The 19,093-nt window shown below is 68.8% G+C and carries 20 protein-coding genes; 10 read left to right on the top strand and 10 right to left on the bottom strand.

Annotated elements, in window-relative coordinates; genetic code table 11:
* Positions 1-77: 77 nt before the first annotated feature.
* Positions 78-851 carry a class I SAM-dependent methyltransferase gene (locus tag ACFWZ2_RS41870; RefSeq protein ID WP_384555047.1) on the top strand — a complete coding sequence of 258 codons (774 nt, stop codon included), beginning with the start codon at positions 78-80 and terminating at the stop codon, positions 849-851.
* Positions 852-920: 69 nt separating this feature from the next.
* On the opposite strand, the gene ACFWZ2_RS41875 is transcribed toward ACFWZ2_RS41870, so the two are convergent.
* Positions 921-1,767 (bottom strand): IS5 family transposase gene (locus ACFWZ2_RS41875; protein ID WP_384555048.1). Its coding sequence is split into 2 segments (ribosomal slippage): positions 921-1,130 and positions 1,132-1,767, totalling 846 coding nucleotides; the frame shifts between segments, so codons are not numbered across the junction.
* A gap of 417 nt (positions 1,768-2,184) precedes the next feature.
* Here ACFWZ2_RS41875 and ACFWZ2_RS41880 point away from each other — a divergent pair.
* Positions 2,185-3,246 (top strand): ATP-binding protein, encoded by a 1,062-nt coding sequence (locus ACFWZ2_RS41880; RefSeq protein WP_384555049.1) that lies wholly within the window; start codon positions 2,185-2,187, stop codon positions 3,244-3,246.
* Positions 3,243-5,045 (top strand): VWA-like domain-containing protein, encoded by a 1,803-nt coding sequence (locus tag ACFWZ2_RS41885; RefSeq protein WP_384555050.1) that lies wholly within the window; start codon positions 3,243-3,245, stop codon positions 5,043-5,045. Before ACFWZ2_RS41880 ends, ACFWZ2_RS41885 begins: the two co-directional genes overlap by 4 nt.
* 337 nt (positions 5,046-5,382) lie before the next feature.
* On the opposite strand, the gene ACFWZ2_RS41890 is transcribed toward ACFWZ2_RS41885, so the two are convergent.
* The 3 genes from ACFWZ2_RS41890 to ACFWZ2_RS41900 form a co-directional block, all read right to left on the bottom strand.
* Positions 5,383-6,156 carry a helix-turn-helix domain-containing protein gene (locus ACFWZ2_RS41890; protein ID WP_384555051.1) on the bottom strand — a complete coding sequence of 258 codons (774 nt, stop codon included), beginning with the start codon at positions 6,154-6,156 and terminating at the stop codon, positions 5,383-5,385.
* A 9-nt stretch (positions 6,157-6,165) separates the two neighbouring features.
* The gene (locus ACFWZ2_RS41895) at positions 6,166-6,438 is read right to left on the bottom strand and encodes a hypothetical protein (protein WP_384555052.1); all 273 of its coding nucleotides are present in this window, start codon (positions 6,436-6,438) and stop codon (positions 6,166-6,168) included.
* Positions 6,439-7,141: 703 nt separating this feature from the next.
* Entirely contained in the window at positions 7,142-7,957 is an 816-nt protein-coding gene (locus ACFWZ2_RS41900; RefSeq protein WP_384555065.1) for an MBL fold metallo-hydrolase, read from the bottom strand.
* A gap of 103 nt (positions 7,958-8,060) precedes the next feature.
* Here ACFWZ2_RS41900 and ACFWZ2_RS41905 point away from each other — a divergent pair, with 103 nt between their 5' ends.
* Positions 8,061-8,648: a CGNR zinc finger domain-containing protein gene (locus ACFWZ2_RS41905; RefSeq protein WP_384555053.1), complete on the top strand. Its 588-nt coding sequence runs from the start codon at positions 8,061-8,063 to the stop codon at positions 8,646-8,648.
* Positions 8,649-8,740: 92 nt separating this feature from the next.
* Complete coding sequence (locus ACFWZ2_RS41910; RefSeq protein ID WP_384555054.1) at positions 8,741-9,316, top strand: hypothetical protein; 576 nt, start codon at positions 8,741-8,743, stop codon at positions 9,314-9,316.
* A gap of 23 nt (positions 9,317-9,339) precedes the next feature.
* On the opposite strand, the gene ACFWZ2_RS41915 is transcribed toward ACFWZ2_RS41910, so the two are convergent.
* Positions 9,340-9,798 (bottom strand): hypothetical protein, encoded by a 459-nt coding sequence (locus tag ACFWZ2_RS41915; RefSeq protein WP_384555055.1) that lies wholly within the window; start codon positions 9,796-9,798, stop codon positions 9,340-9,342.
* A 994-nt stretch (positions 9,799-10,792) separates the two neighbouring features.
* Complete coding sequence (locus tag ACFWZ2_RS41920; protein ID WP_384555056.1) at positions 10,793-11,398, bottom strand: SMI1/KNR4 family protein; 606 nt, start codon at positions 11,396-11,398, stop codon at positions 10,793-10,795.
* 149 nt (positions 11,399-11,547) lie between these two features.
* On the opposite strand from ACFWZ2_RS41920, the gene ACFWZ2_RS41925 reads away from it, so the two are divergent.
* Entirely contained in the window at positions 11,548-11,982 is a 435-nt protein-coding gene (locus ACFWZ2_RS41925) for a VOC family protein (protein WP_384555066.1), read from the top strand.
* Between the two features lie 31 nt (positions 11,983-12,013).
* Here the strand turns inward: ACFWZ2_RS41925 and ACFWZ2_RS41930 are convergent, their stop codons facing one another.
* Together ACFWZ2_RS41930 and ACFWZ2_RS41935 are read right to left on the bottom strand one after the other, a co-directional pair.
* The gene (locus tag ACFWZ2_RS41930) at positions 12,014-13,207 is read right to left on the bottom strand and encodes a winged helix DNA-binding domain-containing protein (protein WP_384555057.1); all 1,194 of its coding nucleotides are present in this window, start codon (positions 13,205-13,207) and stop codon (positions 12,014-12,016) included.
* A gap of 9 nt (positions 13,208-13,216) precedes the next feature.
* Complete coding sequence (locus ACFWZ2_RS41935; RefSeq protein WP_384555058.1) at positions 13,217-13,813, bottom strand: TetR/AcrR family transcriptional regulator; 597 nt, start codon at positions 13,811-13,813, stop codon at positions 13,217-13,219.
* A 589-nt stretch (positions 13,814-14,402) separates the two neighbouring features.
* Between ACFWZ2_RS41935 and ACFWZ2_RS41940 the strand changes: the two genes are divergently transcribed.
* Entirely contained in the window at positions 14,403-15,125 is a 723-nt protein-coding gene (locus ACFWZ2_RS41940; protein WP_384555059.1) for an NADPH-dependent F420 reductase, read from the top strand.
* 157 nt (positions 15,126-15,282) lie between these two features.
* Here ACFWZ2_RS41940 and ACFWZ2_RS41945 read toward each other — a convergent pair whose 3' ends face one another.
* Positions 15,283-15,909: a DUF6461 domain-containing protein gene (locus tag ACFWZ2_RS41945; RefSeq protein ID WP_384555060.1), complete on the bottom strand. Its 627-nt coding sequence runs from the start codon at positions 15,907-15,909 to the stop codon at positions 15,283-15,285.
* Between the two features lie 441 nt (positions 15,910-16,350).
* On the opposite strand from ACFWZ2_RS41945, the gene ACFWZ2_RS41950 reads away from it, so the two are divergent.
* The 3 genes from ACFWZ2_RS41950 to ACFWZ2_RS41960 all read left to right on the top strand — a co-directional run bounded on the left by ACFWZ2_RS41950 (position 16,351) and on the right by ACFWZ2_RS41960 (position 18,099).
* Entirely contained in the window at positions 16,351-17,070 is a 720-nt protein-coding gene (locus ACFWZ2_RS41950; RefSeq protein WP_384555061.1) for an HNH endonuclease family protein, read from the top strand.
* Complete coding sequence (locus tag ACFWZ2_RS41955; RefSeq protein ID WP_384555062.1) at positions 17,067-17,354, top strand: hypothetical protein; 288 nt, start codon at positions 17,067-17,069, stop codon at positions 17,352-17,354. The genes ACFWZ2_RS41950 and ACFWZ2_RS41955 overlap by 4 nt, the downstream gene beginning before the upstream one ends.
* 424 nt (positions 17,355-17,778) lie before the next feature.
* Positions 17,779-18,099, top strand: coding sequence for a hypothetical protein (locus tag ACFWZ2_RS41960; RefSeq protein ID WP_384555063.1), 321 nt, complete (start codon positions 17,779-17,781; stop codon positions 18,097-18,099).
* 21 nt (positions 18,100-18,120) lie between these two features.
* On the opposite strand, the gene ACFWZ2_RS41965 is transcribed toward ACFWZ2_RS41960, so the two are convergent.
* Positions 18,121-18,998 (bottom strand): IS5 family transposase gene (locus ACFWZ2_RS41965; RefSeq protein ID WP_384555064.1). Its coding sequence is split into 2 segments (ribosomal slippage): positions 18,121-18,605 and positions 18,605-18,998, totalling 879 coding nucleotides; the frame shifts between segments, so codons are not numbered across the junction.
* Between the last annotated feature and the right edge of the window lie 95 nt (positions 18,999-19,093).

The raw sequence follows: 19,093 nt of genomic DNA on the forward strand, positions 1-19,093 counted from the left end.
CACCTCTGCATTTGAGCCCGTACTTCGCTCTGCAGATGAGCTAGTACGCCGACAACACGACGCGCGCAGCTCGCCGGATGTCGTTCAACGCTGATGCGCTGACCTATAAACGAGGCAGACCACGCTACCCGGACGCGGTCTTCGACCTGTTGGCAGAGCGCTGCGGGCTGCGGCCCGGTGCGCGGGTGCTCGAGATCGGTGCCGGTACGGGCCTGGCCACCGAGCCGCTGCTGGCGGCCGGCGCGCACGTGGTCGCGGTCGAGCCCGGCGAAAGCCTGGCCGCGATCCTCGTCGCCGATCACGCGTGTGACCGGCTGGAGGTCCTCGTCAGTGACTTCGAGGCTGTAGACCTGCCAGGCGGGTTCGACCTCGCGGCGGCGGCGACAGCGCTGCATTGGCTCGACCCGGCCACGTCAACCGCGAAGATCGCCCGGTTGGTGCGTCCGGGCGGCTGGCTGGCGGCGTGGTGGAACGACTTCGGCGACGTCAAGCGGCCGACGCTCTTCCGCGACCGGCTCGACGAGGTCTACCGTGACCTGCTGCCCGCCGAGACCGGCTACCGGGACAGCCGCTCGCACGTCCTCGACACCGACCGGTGGCGCAGCCAGTTGACCACGGGCGGCTACTTCGACAACGTCTCCGTCGAGATCATCGAATGGGAGCAGATCCTGACCGCGCAGACCGCACGGGATCAGTGGTCCACGTTCCCGAACATCGCGGAACTCTCCACGCCCGACCGCGAAGAGTTCCTCACTCGCCTCGGTTCGCTCGTCGACGAGCTCGGCGGCCAGGTCGCAGACCCGCGCCTAACGGTCACCTACACCGCTCAACGCGTCCAAGGCTCGCCGTGACCCGCATCCGCAGCGGTCCAGCAGAACACCATGACGAACGCGAAGACCTGTGGGCCACGGCGACACGAGTCACAGCGACAATTTCAGCCGTCGCCAGCAGATGAGGGCGCAGCCGAGGGTGACGAAGGCATGGTGGATGTCGTCGTGGATCTCCCAGCGGATGCGCAAGCGGCGAAACCAGCGCAGCAGCGCGATCGTGCCCTCCACGACCCAGCGGTAGACGCCCAGACCGGAGCCGTGTTCGATGCCGCGCCGGGCGATATGCGGGGGGGGGGATCTCAAACCTGCGCACCCGGTCGCGGTGAAGGTCGTGATCGTAGCCGCGGTCGGCATACAGATGCCTGGGCCGCCGTAGCGGTTGGCCGCGCTTGCCGCGGATCGGCGGCACGGCCTCGATCAGCGGAATCAGTTGAGTCACGTCGTTACGGTTGCCGCCGGTGGTGATCGTGGCCAGCGGGATTCCGTGGGCCTCGACGATGACGTGGTGGTTGCTACCGGTCTTCCCTCGATCCACCGGGGACGGGCCGGTGGCCGGCCCACCCTTCATCGCCCGGATATGGCTGGAGTCGACGGCAGCCCTAGAGAGGCCGAGCATGTCGGTTGTCCGCAACTCGGCGAGCAGCAGCTCGTGCAGCCGTTGCCAGACTCCGCCCTCGTTCCAATCCCGAAGCCGTCTCCAGCACGTCATCCCCGAGCCGAAGCCCAGTTCCTGGGGCAGAAACCGCCACGGGATACCGGTGTGGAGGACAAACAGAATTCCGCAGAGCACCTGCCGATCATCCAAGCACCGTCGGCCAGGGTGACGGTATCGGCGCTGGACCACCGGCACCAGCGGCTCGATCCGTGTCCACAGTCCGTCGTCGACCTTCCCACGGCTTGCTCGCACGCTTCGTCTCGACCGGCTCACACCCCCCATCCGGACGCGTCAACGGGAGCTGACGCAGGATCATTCCTGACGCATCCACGAGCTCATTTCGTTACGAGTCGTAAGGGGCCAAAGCCCCGTTCACCCACGCTGCCTTCACGGACCCGGAGCAGGTGACGGGCATCTGGGAGACCTACCGGCCGGTCCACGACACCCTCTCCTGGATCGGTGCCATCACCGACCAAACCGACCATTCCCATGTTCCCACGACAGCGGAAACAAGACCCCCGCCCAACCGATCAAGCGGATCCGGCACCTCTCAAGGCAGCTCCCTCCCACGCCAGTTGTTGCCGGCAAAGCTGCTCAGCGAGTCGGCACATCGGCAGAGCAGGGGAAAACCAGGTGCGCTGCCCCCACCAGCCCCACACACTGGGCGAACAGGACATCCCCCTCGAAGGAGCGCACCGCTTGCAGGCCGCAGTAACCGTCACCCCCACCCAGATCCCGGACCTCCTCCTGGGCCTCGCCACAGTCCGCCCCGTATTCCTCTGGGGCGCTCCCGGCATCGGGAAGTCCTCTCTGGTGAGGAAGTTCGCCGACTCCCTGGGGCTGGAGTGCGTGAGCCTGCTGGGCACTCAGCTCGCCCCTGAAGACCTGATCGGCGTGCCGCAGATCCGCGACGGCCACTCCGTGTTCTGCCCGCCGGAGGCAATCGCCCGCGACGAGCCGTACTGCCTCTTCCTGGACGAGCTGAACGCCGCGACCCCGGATGTGCAGAAGGCGTTCTACTCGCTCATCCTCGACCGCCGGATCGGCAACTACGAGCTCCCGGCAGGCTCGATCGTCATCGGCGCAGGCAACCGCGCCACCGACAACGCTCTGGCGCGCCCCATCGCCTCCGCGCTCGTCAACCGCCTCACCCACGTCCACCTGCGGGCCTCCGCCACCGACTGGCTGGTGTGGGCGGGCGAGAACGGCATCCACCCCTGGGTGGTGGACTACCTCGCCGACCGGCCCGACCACCTGTGGTCGCAGCCGCCCAAGACCGAGGAGCCGTTCTCCACGCCCCGCTCCTGGCACATGCTCTCCGACGCGCTGCACTCCTTCGGTCCCGCACTGGACGAGGAGACGCTGAAGATCGTGGTCCACGGGACGCTGACCCCCGCCCACGCCGTCTCCTTCTGCGGGTACGCCAAGATCGTGCGACACACCTACGGCATCGAGGCGATCATCAAGGGAGACGCCTCCTGGCCCCGCCGCATCGAGGACCGCGACCTGCTCTACTACCTCGCCGAGGCGTTCCGGGGACGGCTCGTCAAGGAGCTCCCGGCCCAGCGCGAGCACGCCTCGGCCGCCGTGCGCGAGACCTCCTACCGCGCCAAGTCGCTGCTCGTCCAGCTCGCCGAGATCTCCGTCGAGGTCGCCCAGACCGTCATCGCCGAGGACGCCGACGGCAATCCGGTGCTGCCCGCCTGGTTCCTGGTGGAGGCCGCCCGCGACATGCCGCGCCTGGTCGAGGCCCGGCGTTGAGCCGGTCCCGCAAGCAGGGCGCAGACCGCCCCGACCCGGCCGCCGAGGCCTTCGCCGCCGGCGCCGACCTGGTGCGCCGCAACCCCGCCCTCGCAGCCGTCGACGCCAACTTCGTCCGCACCAAAGGCAACGCCGACGCCCCCGGTCAGGGCCTCGTCCGGGCAGACTCCAACGGGCGGGTGCACGTCCACCCCACCCGCCGAGCCGAACCCGGCGAGTGGGCCTGGGCGCTCGCCCACGCCCTCCTCCACCTCGGCTTCGGCCACCTCCCCGCCGCCAAGGAGCCCCGCGCACAGCCCGACCGCTTCGACCTCGCCGCCCGCTGCACCGTCGTCAACCGCTTCCTCGCCACCTTCCCCATCGGCGCCGCCCCCGATCACCTCCCCGAGAGCTACCCCGACGGCGACGAGGAGCAGCTCGCCGCCCGCTGGCGCAAGACCGGCATCCCTGCCGCCTACGAGCGGTGCGGCACCGCGGACGGCGAACCCGACCAGCTGCTGGTCCAGTGGCCGCACTGGGACACCGCCCTGCCCGACCGGCAACTCGCCTTCGCGTACGCCCTGACCCGTACGGTCTCCGCCGCGATGGACGTTGCGGGCGGCCGCCGAGACCGGCTCACCGGTGAGCGCGTCGCCCAGCGTCCCTGGGACCGCGCCCTCAACTGGTTCGTCTCGTCCTACCCGCTGCTCGGCGGCCTCGCGGCCGGACTGACCGTCGTCGCCGACGCCGAACTCGCCAGCGTGCACGACATCTCCGTGGCCGCCGTGGACGCCGCCGCCGGCGAGATCTACATCAACCCGCTCAAGCGGTTCACGGACGAGGAGTGGCGGTTCATCCTCGCCCACGAGATGCTGCACGCCGCCTTGCGCCACGGCGGGCGCCGCGGCGCCCGCGACCTCTATCTCTTCAACGTCGCCGCCGACTACGTCATCAACGGCTGGCTGGTGGAGATGAGCGTCGGCGCGATGCCCGAAGGGCTGCTGTACGACGCCGAGTTGAAGGGGCTGTCGACCGAGGAGGTGTACGACCGGATCACCACCGGGCTGCGGCGTGGCCGGCGCCTTGCGACCCTGCGCGGCAAGGGCACCGGCGACATTCTGGGCGAACCCTTGCCCGGCCGGACCGCCGACCCCGTCGACCTCGACGAGTTCTACCGGCGCGCCCTCGTCCAAGGCCACCAGCTGCACACCGACCGACAGCGCGGCCTGCTCCCGGCCGGACTGGTCCAGGAGATCCGCGCACTCGCCCACCCGCCCGTGCCGTGGGATGCCCAACTGGCCCGCTGGTTCGACGAGTTCGTGCCCCGGCCCGAGCCGGTACGCAGCTACTCCCGGCCCGCCCGGCGCCAGGCCTCGACCCCCGACATCCCGCGCGCGGGCCGCTACTTCCCGCCCGAGGAGGTCGCCCGCTGCACCTTCGGCGTCGTCCTGGACACCTCAGGATCGATGTCCGGCCCGCTGCTCGCCAAGGCACTGGGCGCGATCGCCTCCTACGCCGAGGCCCGCGACGTGCCGGCCGCCCGAGTGGTGTTCTGCGACGCCGCCGCCTACGACGCCGGGTACCTGGCGCCGACGGAGATCGCCGGGCGGGTACGGGTCAGGGGGCGCGGCGGCACGGTCCTGCAACCCGGCATCGACCTGCTGCAGCGGGCCGACGACTTCCCGCCGACGGCCCCCGTCCTGGTGATCACCGACGGCTGGTGCGACGTATTGCGGGTCCGCCGCGAGCACGCCTACCTGATCCCGGAGGGCGCGGGGCTGCCGTTCACCCCGCGCGGCCCGGTCTTCCGGGTGCGCTGAGCGGCAGGGCCTCACACGGCAAGCCCCCCTCGAACTCGCGGTAGCTCCGAGGTGCCCCCGGCCGGACTGAGGACGTGACGGGTCAGGAATGCTGCCCGGGGTGATACTCCTCGGCCTCACACGCCGCCCCAAGATGATTCGGGGCTGCCCGAGACAAAGATGCCGCGCACGGGATCCGTAAATGCTTCCACCCCTCGGGGACCCTCGTGGTCCAGGTGAAGGGTTTCGCGTTCGCTGTGTGCCTGGTGCGGCATTCGTGCTCTGGAGGCTGCACCAGGCGTGGACAGGGGTGCTGCCCTGCAGGTCATGCCATGCAGGTCCCGTTGGCTGCCGAGGCCTAAAGGTCGGGCGCCGGGCCTTCGCCGTGCAGCGTTCCGCGTACGGCTGCGCGGGTTACCGCATTGAAGAGCAGGTCCTCGATTCCTTGGGGAGGCAGGTGCCGCGCGATGGCGGCGGCCTGTCCGGTGAGCTCGAAACGGTCGTCGGGCCGGTAGTCGAGCATCCAGAGGCGACCGCCCTTGTGGCGGGGCAGGCGCGGGCGCACGCGCAGGCCGTCGGTGAGCCTGGTGTATGCCTCGAGGTAGAACAGCGCGTCGGCCGGCCGGATCTGGCAGGCGTGGAGGAACGTTGTCAGTTGCTGCGTGGTGGTCGGCAGGCTCTTGCGGTGCACGATGCGCCACGCGGTGGTGGCCGGCAGCGGGGGCCGGTCGGGGGCGAGGCGGCTGAGCTCGCGCAAGGGAGGGGCGCCTGCTCGTTCGTAGAGCACGGCCAGTGCCGCGGCGAGATCGTCGCGCGTGCGGATGTAGGCGGGAGCGGGTGCGTTCAGGGAGCCGAGCCGGTCGCGGGCTACGGTGCGGCCCTGATTGCGCAGGGCCGTGGCCCGGGCTTGTTCCTGGGATGTGCCTCCGCAGGCGCGGATATAGGCATTGAGGATCGTGCGTGAGGGTGCGGCGGTGCCGGACTCTGCGCGCTGGACGGCGCCGCGAGAGATTTTGGCGGTATCGGCCAGCTTGCGCTGGGTCAGGCATGCTTCGCGGCGCAGGCCGAGGAGGAACTCGGCGAGGCGAGCGTAGGGGCGTTTCGGGCTGGCCGCAGATGAGGAGCGGGACATGACGGCCTCTCAGCTGCGGGCGGAGGACCGCACGACGGGCTCGAGAATGACGGTCATCAGACGACGACCGCCGCCGGCCGCGGTGAGCGTGGCCGCGCCGATCGCCCCGCATCCGCCCAGGAGTGCGAAAGTGCTGCTCAGCGGGGTACCGACGAGGAACAGGCCGCAGCCCAGGATCAGGAACACGATCAGCAGGATCAGCGTGTGCGTAGGGCCGAAGCGCCCGCTGGTGCCGGACTTGCAGGGGCATTGCGGGTGGGAGAGGGAGGATTGATCACGCATGGGACGAGAGGCTCCGTCCTGCCAGGGCCGCGGGAAAGCGCCGGGGCCGGAATACTGGTCGCAAAGCGGTGCGGCCCAACAGCACTTGGCCATGCTGTAGTTGGGGCTCCGCGCGCTGCACAGCCTTCCACGTCGGCGGTGCTCTGCGCGCGGAAAGATGCACCACTTGTCGCTCTTGTGATGCCAGGGCCCCACTGGTGTCCCCGGGCCAACCCCTGCAATTCTGCGAGGCAGACCTCGCCGCGCGGTGGCCGCGCACAAGGGCTGACCTCGCGCGGAGCACCGTGCAGAGCAAGAGCGTGCCCTTCAAGGAGGACGGGCTGGCCCAACGTTTGTTCCTGCGGCTTGCGGTCTGCCTGCCTTCGTTACGAGAGTGCCCCTGGCACCAAAGGCGGCATGAGCCGCTGGTGACCTCCTGACGGCTACTGGTCGCAACCCGCAACCGTCACAGGAATCAGGCAGGCGCGTTGGCCCGCGCCTGCCGCGCGGAAGTCGGCACCGTCCCTGGTGTCGGCTTCCGCGACCTGAATCGCCCCCAAGGTCAATGGACTTGGAGAACGCTCGCCTCCACAGGCCATGGGCAGTCGCCGGGAAGGGCTGCTCACCAACCAGGCGGGCGACATCGACCCATCGGCCTGACGACCTGACGTCCCATCGACCTGACGATTCCCGAGGTGCGGACAAGCTGGACCCGGCTCTGTTCTCAGTGCCGAACGCTTCGGCTCCAGTCCAGGCGGTCACTCAGCCCTGCGGCGCGGAAGGCGGCCTCGAGTTCATCGCGCCCCTCGGTGAAATGCCCCCAACTGTCGTAGTGCGCCGGGACGATGCGGCGCGCACCGAGGATCTTCGCGGCTTCGGCCGCCTGAGCGCTGTCCAGGACAAGAGGTGCCCCGCCGAAGAGCCCGGCGACGCGAGGGGCGCCGGCGAAGAGAATGGCGGTGTCGACCGGGGCATACCGCTCAGCGACCTGCTTGACCGCCTCAAGTGAGGCGTTGTCACCACTGACATACACGGTCGGCAGGCCGTCCGCGGTCAGGACGAAGCCGACGACCTGGCCGGTGAACGGCTCGACACTCTCGCGCGCGCCGGGACCGTGGACGGCGGGCACACCGGTCACCGTGACCGTGCCGCCATCGGGTCGGCGCAGTTCGGTGGACTCCCAGTCCACCAAGCCCTTGGCCCGGCAAGAGAGGCGCTCCTGCCCGCCAGGCGTGGTGAGGACGATCGGGATGTCCGCGAGCAGCTTCCGCCCGGCGATGTCGAGGTTGTCGGGGTGCTCGTCGTGGGAGAGCAGCACGACATCGACGGGGCCCAGGTCGTCAGGGGCGAGGGCGGCGGGCGCCGTCTTGGTCAAGGACGGGCCGCCCGGCGCACCGTACTCCCCCGGCTCGTCGAACGTCGGGTCGGTCAGGAAGCGCAGACCCCCGTACTCGAAGACAGCGGTCGGACCGCCCAGCACCTGTATCGGGAACTGGGTGTGAGTTACGGAGTCAACGGAGTCAACGGAGTCAGAAAACATACAGAGAGGCCTCACGGATAGATTCACTTCAGGCGTGAGAATCACGCTAGCGGGTCTCACGGATACCGGCAACGCATACCATGAGATACGGGAAGGAGACACAATGGCCCAAGCTGCCCCACCACCCGCGCAGGGCGAGGAGGACCATCACTCGCTCGCCCTGGCCAACAGCGCCTTGACACTGCCCGGCGGACACACGCTCGATCTGCTGAGTACCCCGTTGCAGGCGAAGGAATGGCTGACCCGACGGAACCTGGCCCCCGCGGACGCCGACCTGCACGAAGTGTGCACGTCCCGGATCCGTGCGCTGCGCGAACACATCAGGTCTCTGTTCGCCGCCCGCGCCGCCGGAATCCCGGCACTGCCCGCGGCCCTTGCAGCCGTCAACGAAGCGATGACGCGCGTCCCGACTGCCTCATTGCTGCAGTGGGACGACAAGAACGGCCCCTACCGGGCCGCTCCCCACCCGACCACGGCGATCGTCGATCACGCCCTGGCAACGCTCGCCACCGACACCGCCGACCTGCTGACCTCACCCGACGCCGAACGCCTCACCGCCTGCGGCTCTCCCCCCTGCAACCGCTACCTGCTGCGCCACGGGCGCCGCCACTGGTGCTCCACCCGGTGCGGCGACCGCGCCCGCGCTGCTCGCGCCTACGCCCGCCGCATTGGCGCTGCCCAATCCCGATGAACCACGTACCGCGTGCCGTGCCCCCCTCCCCGGACGCGGTGGCCACCTCTTCGCACAGCTTCCATTTCGAGTCGCCACCCGCCCGACCTCGCATGGTGACCTCGGTCAGGCGCGGGCGGCCGTCGACGATGCTGATCCCGACGTGGCCGCCGCCGTCGTTGACGCCAGCGGCGTCGAGGACCGCGACGGCGACCGGCGGCACGTGGACGGGTGGCGAGCCGTTCACGTCGACCAGGTGCGCCAATTCCTCCAAGAAGGACGCCATCCCGACGGCCTTGCAGATGAAGGTGACCACGGTGGCCTGCCCCGCCCAGGTGACGCATTCGACGCCCACCGCCATTCATCCGCGCCCCTCTGGCATGCAGAGTCGCCGACGAGCAGCCGCCACCACCACGTCACGCGCCTTGTCCACGAAGAACGGGTCGGCGGACAGCTGGAACGCCCTGGCGTGGCGCGCCGCGGGCGCCGCGTCCAAGCCGCACATCCTCGACGGCGTGGCCCTGAACATCGCAGCCGAGGACCCGCACACCGTGCGGAACCACCCGAGCACGCCCGTTGATCATGCTGCCGCACCCGGAAACTCCAAGATCCCCGGCAGAGTCAAGCCAAGAGTATTCGGAGGTAAGCGCGGAGAGTGCGGCCAGGCTGAGCGCGTCCGACAGGCTTGACATATTTGTGGGTGCCGCGCAGGTCACCTATCGCAGGGGAAGACAAATTCAGACGTGTAGTTGAGGTACGGGGTGCTGCTGGACGTGTCTGCCATCTTGGCCGTCACCGGGGCGCAGGTGTAGCTCGAGATGCGTACGGGCCCCGCGGACTCTCTGGAGTTTCCGGAGTCGGTATCACATTCCGAACCAATCGGATTGCACACCTTCAGAGACAGGTACTGCGGACGGTCCATATCGCTGTGGAGGACGACGCAGCCCTTGCTGCCGCTCTCGTAGACATGCAGGGTTGCGACACGCTTGCTGGGGTCACCCTCAGGCAGGGTGATGAGTCGTTCCAGCGTGTAGCCGGCCCCGCACTCGGCCGGTCCGTCCCCGGCGGGTTGGGGATTGCTCTGCGCGACAGCACTGGGAACGGCCGCTACGGCCGAGATCAGGACCGCGGCAAGAACCGTCGCACGCCCGACGCCCAATGATTTGGACATTTCACGTCACCGCTTTCCGCTGGAAAGATCGTATTCGTGATCGCTAACAGGTCTTGCAGGCCGATCACTGTAGGTGCGATCTGAACCTTCCGCCGGAGGTGATCGAAAGCGGTGCGGAACGGCTGGCTCGAAACCGGCCTCGACCGGAATGATCTGCTGGTGAGGACGTGAGAGGGAGTGCATTGTGCGGGTTGTGGGGCCGCAGTGAAACGGAAGCATGAACGTGGCCGGACACTTCCTGCGGAATGGCTGATTGACGCACGAGGGCTGGGCCGGAGGTCAAGGGTCCGGAAAACAAAAGGCGGGGTGGGAGACCTACGGATCTCCCACCCCTCCCCTGCCGGTTTCCACCCGCGCAGGTGACGGCACCCGGCCTCCTCTCACCCGCACCGGCCGCTTCGACCTCGACAAGCCGCTCAAGGACTACTCCGAGTCCGAGTGGCAGCGCCTCCTGCACGGCGAGTCCGGCTCCACCTCCGCCTCGGTCGAGGGTCTTGTCCCCCGCTTCCACCGGCTCTACCTGGGCCGAGACATCCCCCCTCTCCGCCCGCACCCGCAAGGCGGTCGAGAAGTTCACGGTCCAGGGAACCTGCCCGACCCGCGAGGGCGCATGGCTGAACGAAGCCGCCCTCAAGACCCGTATCAACGGGCGCGGCATCACCGACCACATGGCGATGGAGGTCACCGAACTCATCGGCGTACTCGGCAAGATCGACCGCCCGCTGGGCACTCCCTGCCCGAGCGCTCCGAGCAGATGCTCACCCTCGCAGCCATCACGCTTGCGTCGCGTCGTCTCACCAAGGCCCGCCTACCCAACGTCTGCGGCTCCCCGGCCTACCGCAGCCCTTCAGGTTGTCTGATCACTGCGCCAGTTCTGAGGATCAAGGACTCTCGGCAGAGTGTCCTGGCGGTCCGAATTCATGAAGGCTCGCACCGACGCGGCCAATGGACGCGGCGATGCCGTCCATCGCGTCGTTGAGGACCGCGGACGGGCTCAGCCCCAGACCACCCGACCGTCCTGGACGTCTGCCTGCCGTCCGTGTGTGAGCACACTGCCTCCCTGACGGTGTTCCAGCGCGTCGGCGACAGCGTCCAGGAGTTGCCCCAGCGACGAGGCATGGCGCTTGGCGTAGTCGGTCTCGCGATAGGCCGAGACCGGGCCGCTCCCGTCTGCCTGGCCAGCGTCTAGAAGCAGCCCATAGTGCCCATCCGCCTCAGCCAGGATGGGGATCCACGAGGACTTCCAATAGTCCTCATCGCCAATGTCATCGGCGATACGGAGGAACTGCCGGTGGTGGTCGATGATGCTCTGGCAGTCGAGGAAGACCTCCCCGCCGGGAAAGATGCCGGAGTCCGGGTGCGGGACGAGCCGGAACCCGCCGGGAATGGGGGTTCTGGAGTCCTTCGCGGTACTTCCGTTGTTCAGCCGCAGCCAGACCTCGAGGGCTTGGGGTATACGGAAGCCGAGAGAGTCGTTCAACTGTTGGATGTCAGCTGCGGTGGCCGGGGGATTCAGTGCTTGCGCGCTGGCGGGGGCATGGCTCTCCAGCCATCGGACGATCCTGCTCCACGGTGATGCGACGTCGTCCGTATCAGCCATGAATATCTCCGACTTCAAGGGCCAGTGTCGCGAGGGCGGCACTGGCCAGGTTCTCCTACCTGCCGGAGGGTACGACGAGCCACTGACAGTCGAGCCGCACGAAGCCGCTCGGGGTTCAAGGACGGGTTCTCCAGCGCTTCCTACCCCTGCTGTACGTACGCGACAGCCTAGAAGCCATCGCCTTCTACAGCGACGTCTTCGGCGTCGAGGAGCTCACTGAGCGCACCATGCTGCTGTCCCACGTACCGGGCATGGAGGAGACGCCCGGCGCGGACCGGACGGTCGTGTACTCCAAGCTCCAGTTCCGCGACGGCAGCGCCCTTGGCGTCGCCGAGCCGACCGCCGACGCCACCGCCGGCGACGAGCACGTCCTCGGCAACAACATCCACGTCGGCCTGGTCCACGAGGACCCCGCCGAGCAGCGCGTGGCCTTCGGCAAGCTGGCCCGCGACGGCCAGGTCCTGGCGGAGCTCAAAGGCCGGTTCTGGGGCGCCGCCTACGGCGCGGTGCGCGCCAAGTACGGCGTCATCTGGGAGACCAACTGCTACCTCCAGCACGGCGAACCGGGCCTGCGCGGCGAGTAGGCCATGGGCTCACGGTGCACAAGTCATGGGCTCAGGAAGCGAGTTCGCGCTCCAGCGGGGTGCGATAGGCGGGCGTGAAGCGGCGTTCACCGAGGAAGGCCGCCATGCGTGCGGCCTCGGCCTCGACGGCCGTACGGGCTTCGCGTCCCGGATCCTCGAGCAGGCGCCAGTTCAGCGTGCCGTCCTTGCGCTGGGCCCAGCCGCCGACGATCCGGCCCTCCCACCACACCGTCGGGCCGATGTTGCCCATCCGGTCGAAGAGGGCGGGCACGTGGGCGGGGTCGAGGTAGAAGCCGCGCTCCCGCCAGCCCATGGGGGTGGGGTCGAGCGCGGGCAGCAGCGCGGCAGCGGGTGCGGGCTCGGCGACCCGTGCGCCCATGCCCTCCAGGTCCTCCAGGTCCTCCGTCAACGCATAGCCGGTTCCCTCGTCCAGGCCGACCTCCACCGCACCGGCGGCGGCGAGCGCCTTGCGGGTATCGGTGACGGTCCAGCCGGTCCACCACTTCAGGTCGGCCACGGTGCCGGGCCCGAAGGCGCCCAGCCAGAGGCGGGCCAGCTCGGCGCGCGCCGACGCCGCGGCGAGTTCAGGAAGAGCCAGGCCGAGGGCCCAGGCGTGCTGACTGCTGGTCCAGCCGCCCCGCCGGGTCCCGCGCACCACCCGCCCCTCCGCGGCAAGGACAAACATGAGGTCCGCGGCGACACTGCGGCGCGACTCGTACCGCTTGCCGGGAGCGACGACGATCTGCCGCTCCAACCCGGCCACCGCAGCGGCCAGTTCGGCGGTGCTCGCCCCACCCCGCTCGGCCAGCACCTCCAGCACGGCGCGGCCGGCCTTCTCCAGCCACCGATCGTCACCGGCCCCGGACGCCTCCAGCTGCCGCAGCAGATGCTTGCGGCGGTTGGCGGCGTGGGGCTTCCCCGCCGCGGCAAGCAGCACCGGGGCGAGCCCGGTGGGCGTCACGAAGAGGGTGCAGCGCATCGCGGTCATCCGCAGCAGCGCCTCCCGCTCGTACAGCTCGCGCTCCACCGTCTCGTGCCGGGGCTCGGCGAGGCGGGCGGCGGCGGAGAGGTAGACGGTCGCCGGGTCGGTGGCGTGCAGCGCGAGCACGGATCGCGCCACCTGGTCCACGTGCTCCGCGCGCTGGGCGGGCTCAAGGCGCTGCCGGTACGCCAGGCGGGCACGGCGTTCACAGCCGGAGATGTGGCGACGAGTGGTCCTGTGCACGTCGGTTCCTCAGCTGTCCTGGGTCTCGGGGAGGGCCGGGTTGGGGATGAGGATGCGCCGCAGCATGGCCTCCACCTCGGCGCGCGTGGGCGGTTGGCTTCCGGCCAGGCCGCGCAGGGTCAGTCCATTGCACGCGACCGCCGCGGTCCGGGCGGTGAGCGGATCGACGTACTGGGACAGGGCGTTCACGCTCAGCTCGATGTAGCGGTCGGCGACCGGCCGCAGCGCCGGCCGCCGCAGCGCTGCCAGATACAGCTCGAACTCCATGACCTCCTGGCCCCGTCGGGGACCGAAGCTGCCCATCAGTGCGTCGGCGAGCAGCACGGCCAGCTGCTCGGGGGTGAGCTCGGGGCGCCGGGCCACCCAGTCGTCCAGGTAGGCGGCGAAGCGGTCGACGGAACGCTGCAGCGCGGCCTGGATCAGGTCGTCCTTGGTGGCGAAGTGGTACGTCGTCGCCCCCAGCGGCACCCCCGCCTCCTCGGCCACGACCCGGTGGGTCAGCCCCTCGATGCCGCGCGCGGCGATCACCCGCTCGGCTGCGGCGGCGACTTCCTCGATCCGCCGCTTGGGGTCGTAGCGCCGCTTGGCACCGCCTTGCTCAGCCATACCCGCACCACTCCCAGAGGCCGTGAACACCACAACGTGAATACCGCAAAGAGAATCCATTCCAGAACGAACGTATCAAACCTCCACCTCATGTACCCCCCAGAGTCGATCCACTCGAGATCACACATGTTGCGTCGCGCAATCACGGCATCACTGCGTGCCATACGGCGAGGTGGCGCGGCTTACGATACGAGCAGCTATGACCGATTTGCCGATATCGCTCGACAAGCATGCGATACATGTGTACTAATTGAATGGCAGGCGCCGAGGACGTGCACCCCGCCACCGGCCGGGAGCCAGGACCACGCCCCTCCGGTCAGCCCCTCCGGCCCAGCGCCACCCTCGACAACGCGCCTCACCGCACCCCACGACACGGAACACCCGTGCGATGCGCCGCCCCCCTCCCCGGAGCCCGCCATGATGAACGCCGTCACCAACTGCGACCACACGGGACGCGAGTTCTTCTTCCGCGACCTGAACGGCTACGTCATCGGCGCCACCCAGAAGACCCGGCACTGACCCCCAGGACCAACCGGACCAGCCGGGCCTGACCCCGCCAACCCCCCTCATTCAACAAGGAGTTACCCCCATGAGCGCCAAGAACATCGCCGTCCTCGGAACCGGCGGCGGAGGCCGTGCCCACGCCGCCCGCCTCGCCGAACTCGGCTACGAAGTCCACGTCGGCACCCGCGACGTCGAGGCCACTCTGGCCCGCACCGAGCCCGACATGATGGGCAACGCCCCGTACAAGGAGTGGCTCGCCGACCACCCCGGCATCCAGCTGCACGCCTTCGCCGACGCCGCCGCTGCAGCCGACGACATCGTGATCAACGGCATCGACGGCCACAACGCCGTCGCCGCCCTGACCTCCATCGCGGACCAGCTGACCGGCAAGACCCTCATCGACTACGCCGTCCCCTACCTCTACGGCGCCGCGATGGACCACCCCTGGCCCACGCCGTGGGGCACGATGCCCAAGATGGACCCCTGCGACACCGACAGCCTCGCCGAGCAGATCCAGCGCGCCCTGCCGGACGTGAAGGTCGTCAAGTCCTTCGTCACGCAGGAACAAGAGACCGTGGTCAACCCCAAGGCCATCGGCGGCGGCGACCACACCATGTTCGTCGCCTCCGACCACACCGACGCCAAGCAGACCGCCACCGACCTCCTCACCGCGTACGGCTGGACCGACGTCCTCGACCTCGGCGGCCTCGTCGCCGCCCGTGGCATGGAGATGTACGCCCACATGCACAGCGCCATCGGCCTCGCCCTCGGCCTGGGCCACCACTTCGGGGTCAAGGTCGTCCGCTGACCTCTCCGCAGCCGCCCGGGGGCCCGGGCCCCCGGCCCGAGCCGAGCGCCTCACTCAGCGAGGACCGCAGTACAAGCAGTACGAACTGGCGGTGACGGATCGAGTTGCCAGTGACCTCCAGCCGCCGAGCGGACCGGGTCTGTGAACACACTCGACGTCACCAGGAGGACGGAGGCGAGGTGCGGGTGACCACGGCAGGAAGCCGCCCGCTCTCGATCACCTGCCGCGGCAGCGACAGCCCGAAATACTCACCGGCGACCGTCAGTACTCGGCGCTTCTCTTCGAGAGGCGACAGTTCTTCGTCCTCGCCGAGCAGCTCATCGATGGAGCCTTCCGGCGGGATGACTCCGGCGGCTTCCAGCGCAGGGCGCAGCAGGTCGGGCCGGGCTCCGGAAGGGTCGTAGCCGAAGCCCAACTCGAAGTGCAGCTGCAGCTCACCGTCGGCGAGGTAGCTGAAGAAGGAGGGCGGATCGTCCGGCCGCGGGTCGAAGATCAGCACCTCGGCGCCGCGGGAGGTTGCCGGGTCCAGGGCCCAGCCTTCGCTGCCCCCGCACTCCACGATGAACGACCAGTCGCCGCTGTGGCCGATACGGCCGACGCAGTAGATCTGCGCGAGGTCGACCATCCGGTGCGCTTCCTGGATGGTGAGGGCCGGCCCGACCTCGACAGCCTCATGGTCGGCCATGCGTCCGGCCAGCTGCTGAGGGCTGAGGCCCCGGGCGCAGGTGATGTACAGATCGGTCCCGCACCAGGCATCGGCGATCCACGCAAGACCTTCAGGCATGGCTGCTCTCCCCTTCCGTGCACAACGTGGGGCCAGTGGGGCACAACGGGAACCGGTGCGGTGCCCAACCAGCGGTCAGCAGCCTGCCACGGCTCGGGAACCATGCCGACCACGCCCGTCTTGGACGCATCGCAGTGCGCGAACTAAGGGAAGTCCACCCAGTACGCGTCCTCGTCCAGCAACCGGCCCTTGCCGCTGAATCCCCCGCTGAACGCCCCACCCATCGGGGTGAGTTGATCCACACGTCGAGCGCCTCCGCATGGGGAGGCTGGGCGGCGTGCGACGGCGTGCGCTGGCGGCCGCAGCAGCAGACCGCCCCGCGATCTCACCCCAACCCGCCTGTACAGACGTGGAGTTGGCCTATGCCGGTCGGTCTGCTGGAGTCGATAAGCTGCGCGGGCAGGTGCTTCATCCGCGCATCACCGGGGGTACGCACAGGTCATGGTGGGTCAGAGGGGCAGGTGGGGGCTGGGGTTGGCGACTGCGGCAGTGCTCGCGGTGGCCGGGTGCTCGTCCTCCGACGAGGCGGCTTCGCCTGCGGCGACCAACGACAAACCGTCCGCCACGGCCGGGGCCGGCGGCGGCCAACCGGCCGACACCACCACGACCCTGCCTGGCGTGCCCAGTGCCGGGCAGGCACGGGAGGAACTGGTCGGGCTGAAGGTGGCCGCACACGGCTCGATGTCCGGCTACAGCCGCGCCAAATTCCCCCACTGGGCCTCGCAGGGCGAGTCCTGCGACACCCGCGAGACGGTCCTGGAACGCGGAGGCACTCATGTCAAGCAGAACGACCAGTGCCGGGCGGTGGCCGGGAAGTGGGTCAGCGTCTACGACGACGAGACGTTCACCGAGGCCGCCGATCTCGACATCGACCACACCGTCCCCTTGGCCAACGCCTGGCGTTCCGGCGCCAACAGGTGGACGCAGGAGAGGCGCAAGGAGTTCGCGAACGACCTGACCCATCCCCAACTGCTGGCCGTCTCGGCGACCTCCAACCGTTCCAAGGGCGACCAGGGGCCCGATGACTGGCAGCCGCCGTCCAAGACGTACTGGTGCACCTACGCACGCTCCTGGATCTCGGTGAAAGCGACGTACGAGCTGTCGGTGACCGAGCCGGAGAAGGACATGCTCACCGAAATGCTGGACAAGTGCACCTCATGACCGCATACGACCCGGTACAGCCACGTCCCCTCGTGGACGACGTCAAGGCGGGGGCCGGCGGCGCCATGACCGACGAGGTCGGCGTCATCACCGGCGAGCTGACCGTCGCCACCACCCTGCGCCCCGACGGACGCGCCGCCATCGCCATCCAGTACACCGGCGCCGACGAGTGGTACACCCTCACCGGCAGTCCCGTCCTCCTGTCCCCCGCCGGGCTCAACGCCCTGCACCACCACATCCTCGACCGCATCCGCCACGGAGACGCAGCACAAGCCACACCCTGAACCAACCCCACCGACCGGCGTTTCCGGCTCCCGTCCGGGCAACGCTTGCGGCTGAAACTTCGGCTTTGTCCGCTGCCTACTCATCGAGGCCTACGTAGTTCTGTCGCCACGCGGTGGCCGGCGCCTGAATCGAAACGGTCGATCTGCCGGGGAGATCGCCGTCGCATCTCTCGCTTTCGAGCGAGAACTCGACATTCTCTACGGAGAGTCCAGCGAGCAGCCCCGGCGGACGGATACCCCTGCGTCAACCATGACGTAGGACCTGGCCGCCGGACCCGGTGGTCGAGGCCTTGGCGTCGGCAGAACCTACTAGTCGGCGTCGTCGCCGATGTCCGCTCCCACCTCTTTGATCTTCCCGCTAGGGCCTGTTGTGAAAGTACTGGACGTAGATACGGTTCCACGAGGTCTCTGCGACTCTGGATGCATGCCTCGACGCATCATGTTTGTGCAGCTCAAGACGGGTTACGACACCGATCGGGGCCCTTCATGGATCGGCTGGGTGGACTTCTCCAAGACCTGGAGCACCGCGTACTTCCACGGGCGGACTCTGCGCCGGGCAGAGGGGATGTTCGACGCCAACTTCTACGACGTTGAGAGCGGCGAGGAGTTCTGGGTCTCCGGCCCGAAGCGGGATGGCACCGACACCCGCTATGGTCCCTCCGGCCCCGAGATCGAGCCCGACGCTGCGGATGCCTATCACGCCTTCCTGGACGGCGTACCGCTGCCAGGTCGGGAAAATGGCTAGGGTCCGGCGAGAGAGTGCTGATCAGAGCCACTCATTGAGGACTGCAACCAGGACGGTCGCCTCGTACCGGACGGCGAGCTTGTCGTACCTCGTGGCGACTGCCCGGTGGCGCTTGAGGCGATTGATGCCGCATTCGACAGCGTGTCGCTCGCGGTAGTCGGCCACGTCGAATTTCGGCGGTCGGCCACCGCGGGAGCCGAGCTTGCTGCGATTGCGGACCCGGTCCGTAGGAACGGGGATGGTGGCCTTGATGCCTCGCCTGCGCAGGTAGGTGCGGTTCTTGCGGGAGTCGTAGGCTTTGTCGTCCCGTACACGGTCCGGCCGCTTGCGTGCCCGACCGCTTCCAACCCTGGGCACTCGAATCGCCTCCTCCAGGACCGTCTCGAACTGCGGGGAATCGCCACGTTGCCCACCGGTGATGACAACTGCGAGGGGCTTCTGCCCCTGCTCGACAGCCAGGTGGACCTTGCTGGTCAGCCCGCCGCGGGACCTTCCGAGGCCGTGATCGGCTGGTTCGACGACGATTCCGCCTGGCGGCTCCTTTTGAAGATCCCCCTTTTCGCCGCTCCAGCGGCGTGTTGGTGAGCCCCGCAGACCGTCGAGTCGACGTTCACGTCCCAGGTGATCAGGCCCTTCGCATCCGCTTCGGCCTGGAGCCGGGTGACGATTTGGACCCAAGTGCCGTCGCGCTGCCAGCGCCGGAACAGGTCGTAAACCCGATCCCAAGGACCGTACCTTTCGGGCATGTCCCGCCACGGAGCGCCGGTCCGCGTCCTCCATCGGATGCCGTCTATCAGCTGCCGCCGAGGCCACACCGGCAGACGGCCCGGCTTGACGCCCAGCGGCAACAATGGCTCCAGTCGGGCCCACTGGCCGTTCGTCAGATCTCCACGCCCCACGGCACGTGATCATCCACAATCAAGATCCACTTTTGCAACAGGCCCTAGGGAGCGTCTTGTCGATCATGTGGTGAGCCAGATGAGGGTGCTGGCCA

Origin of the sequence: Streptomyces sp. NPDC059002, from assembly GCF_042740435.1 — a bacterium.
In the GTDB taxonomy this organism is placed as follows: Bacteria; Actinomycetota; Actinomycetes; order Streptomycetales; family Streptomycetaceae; genus Streptomyces.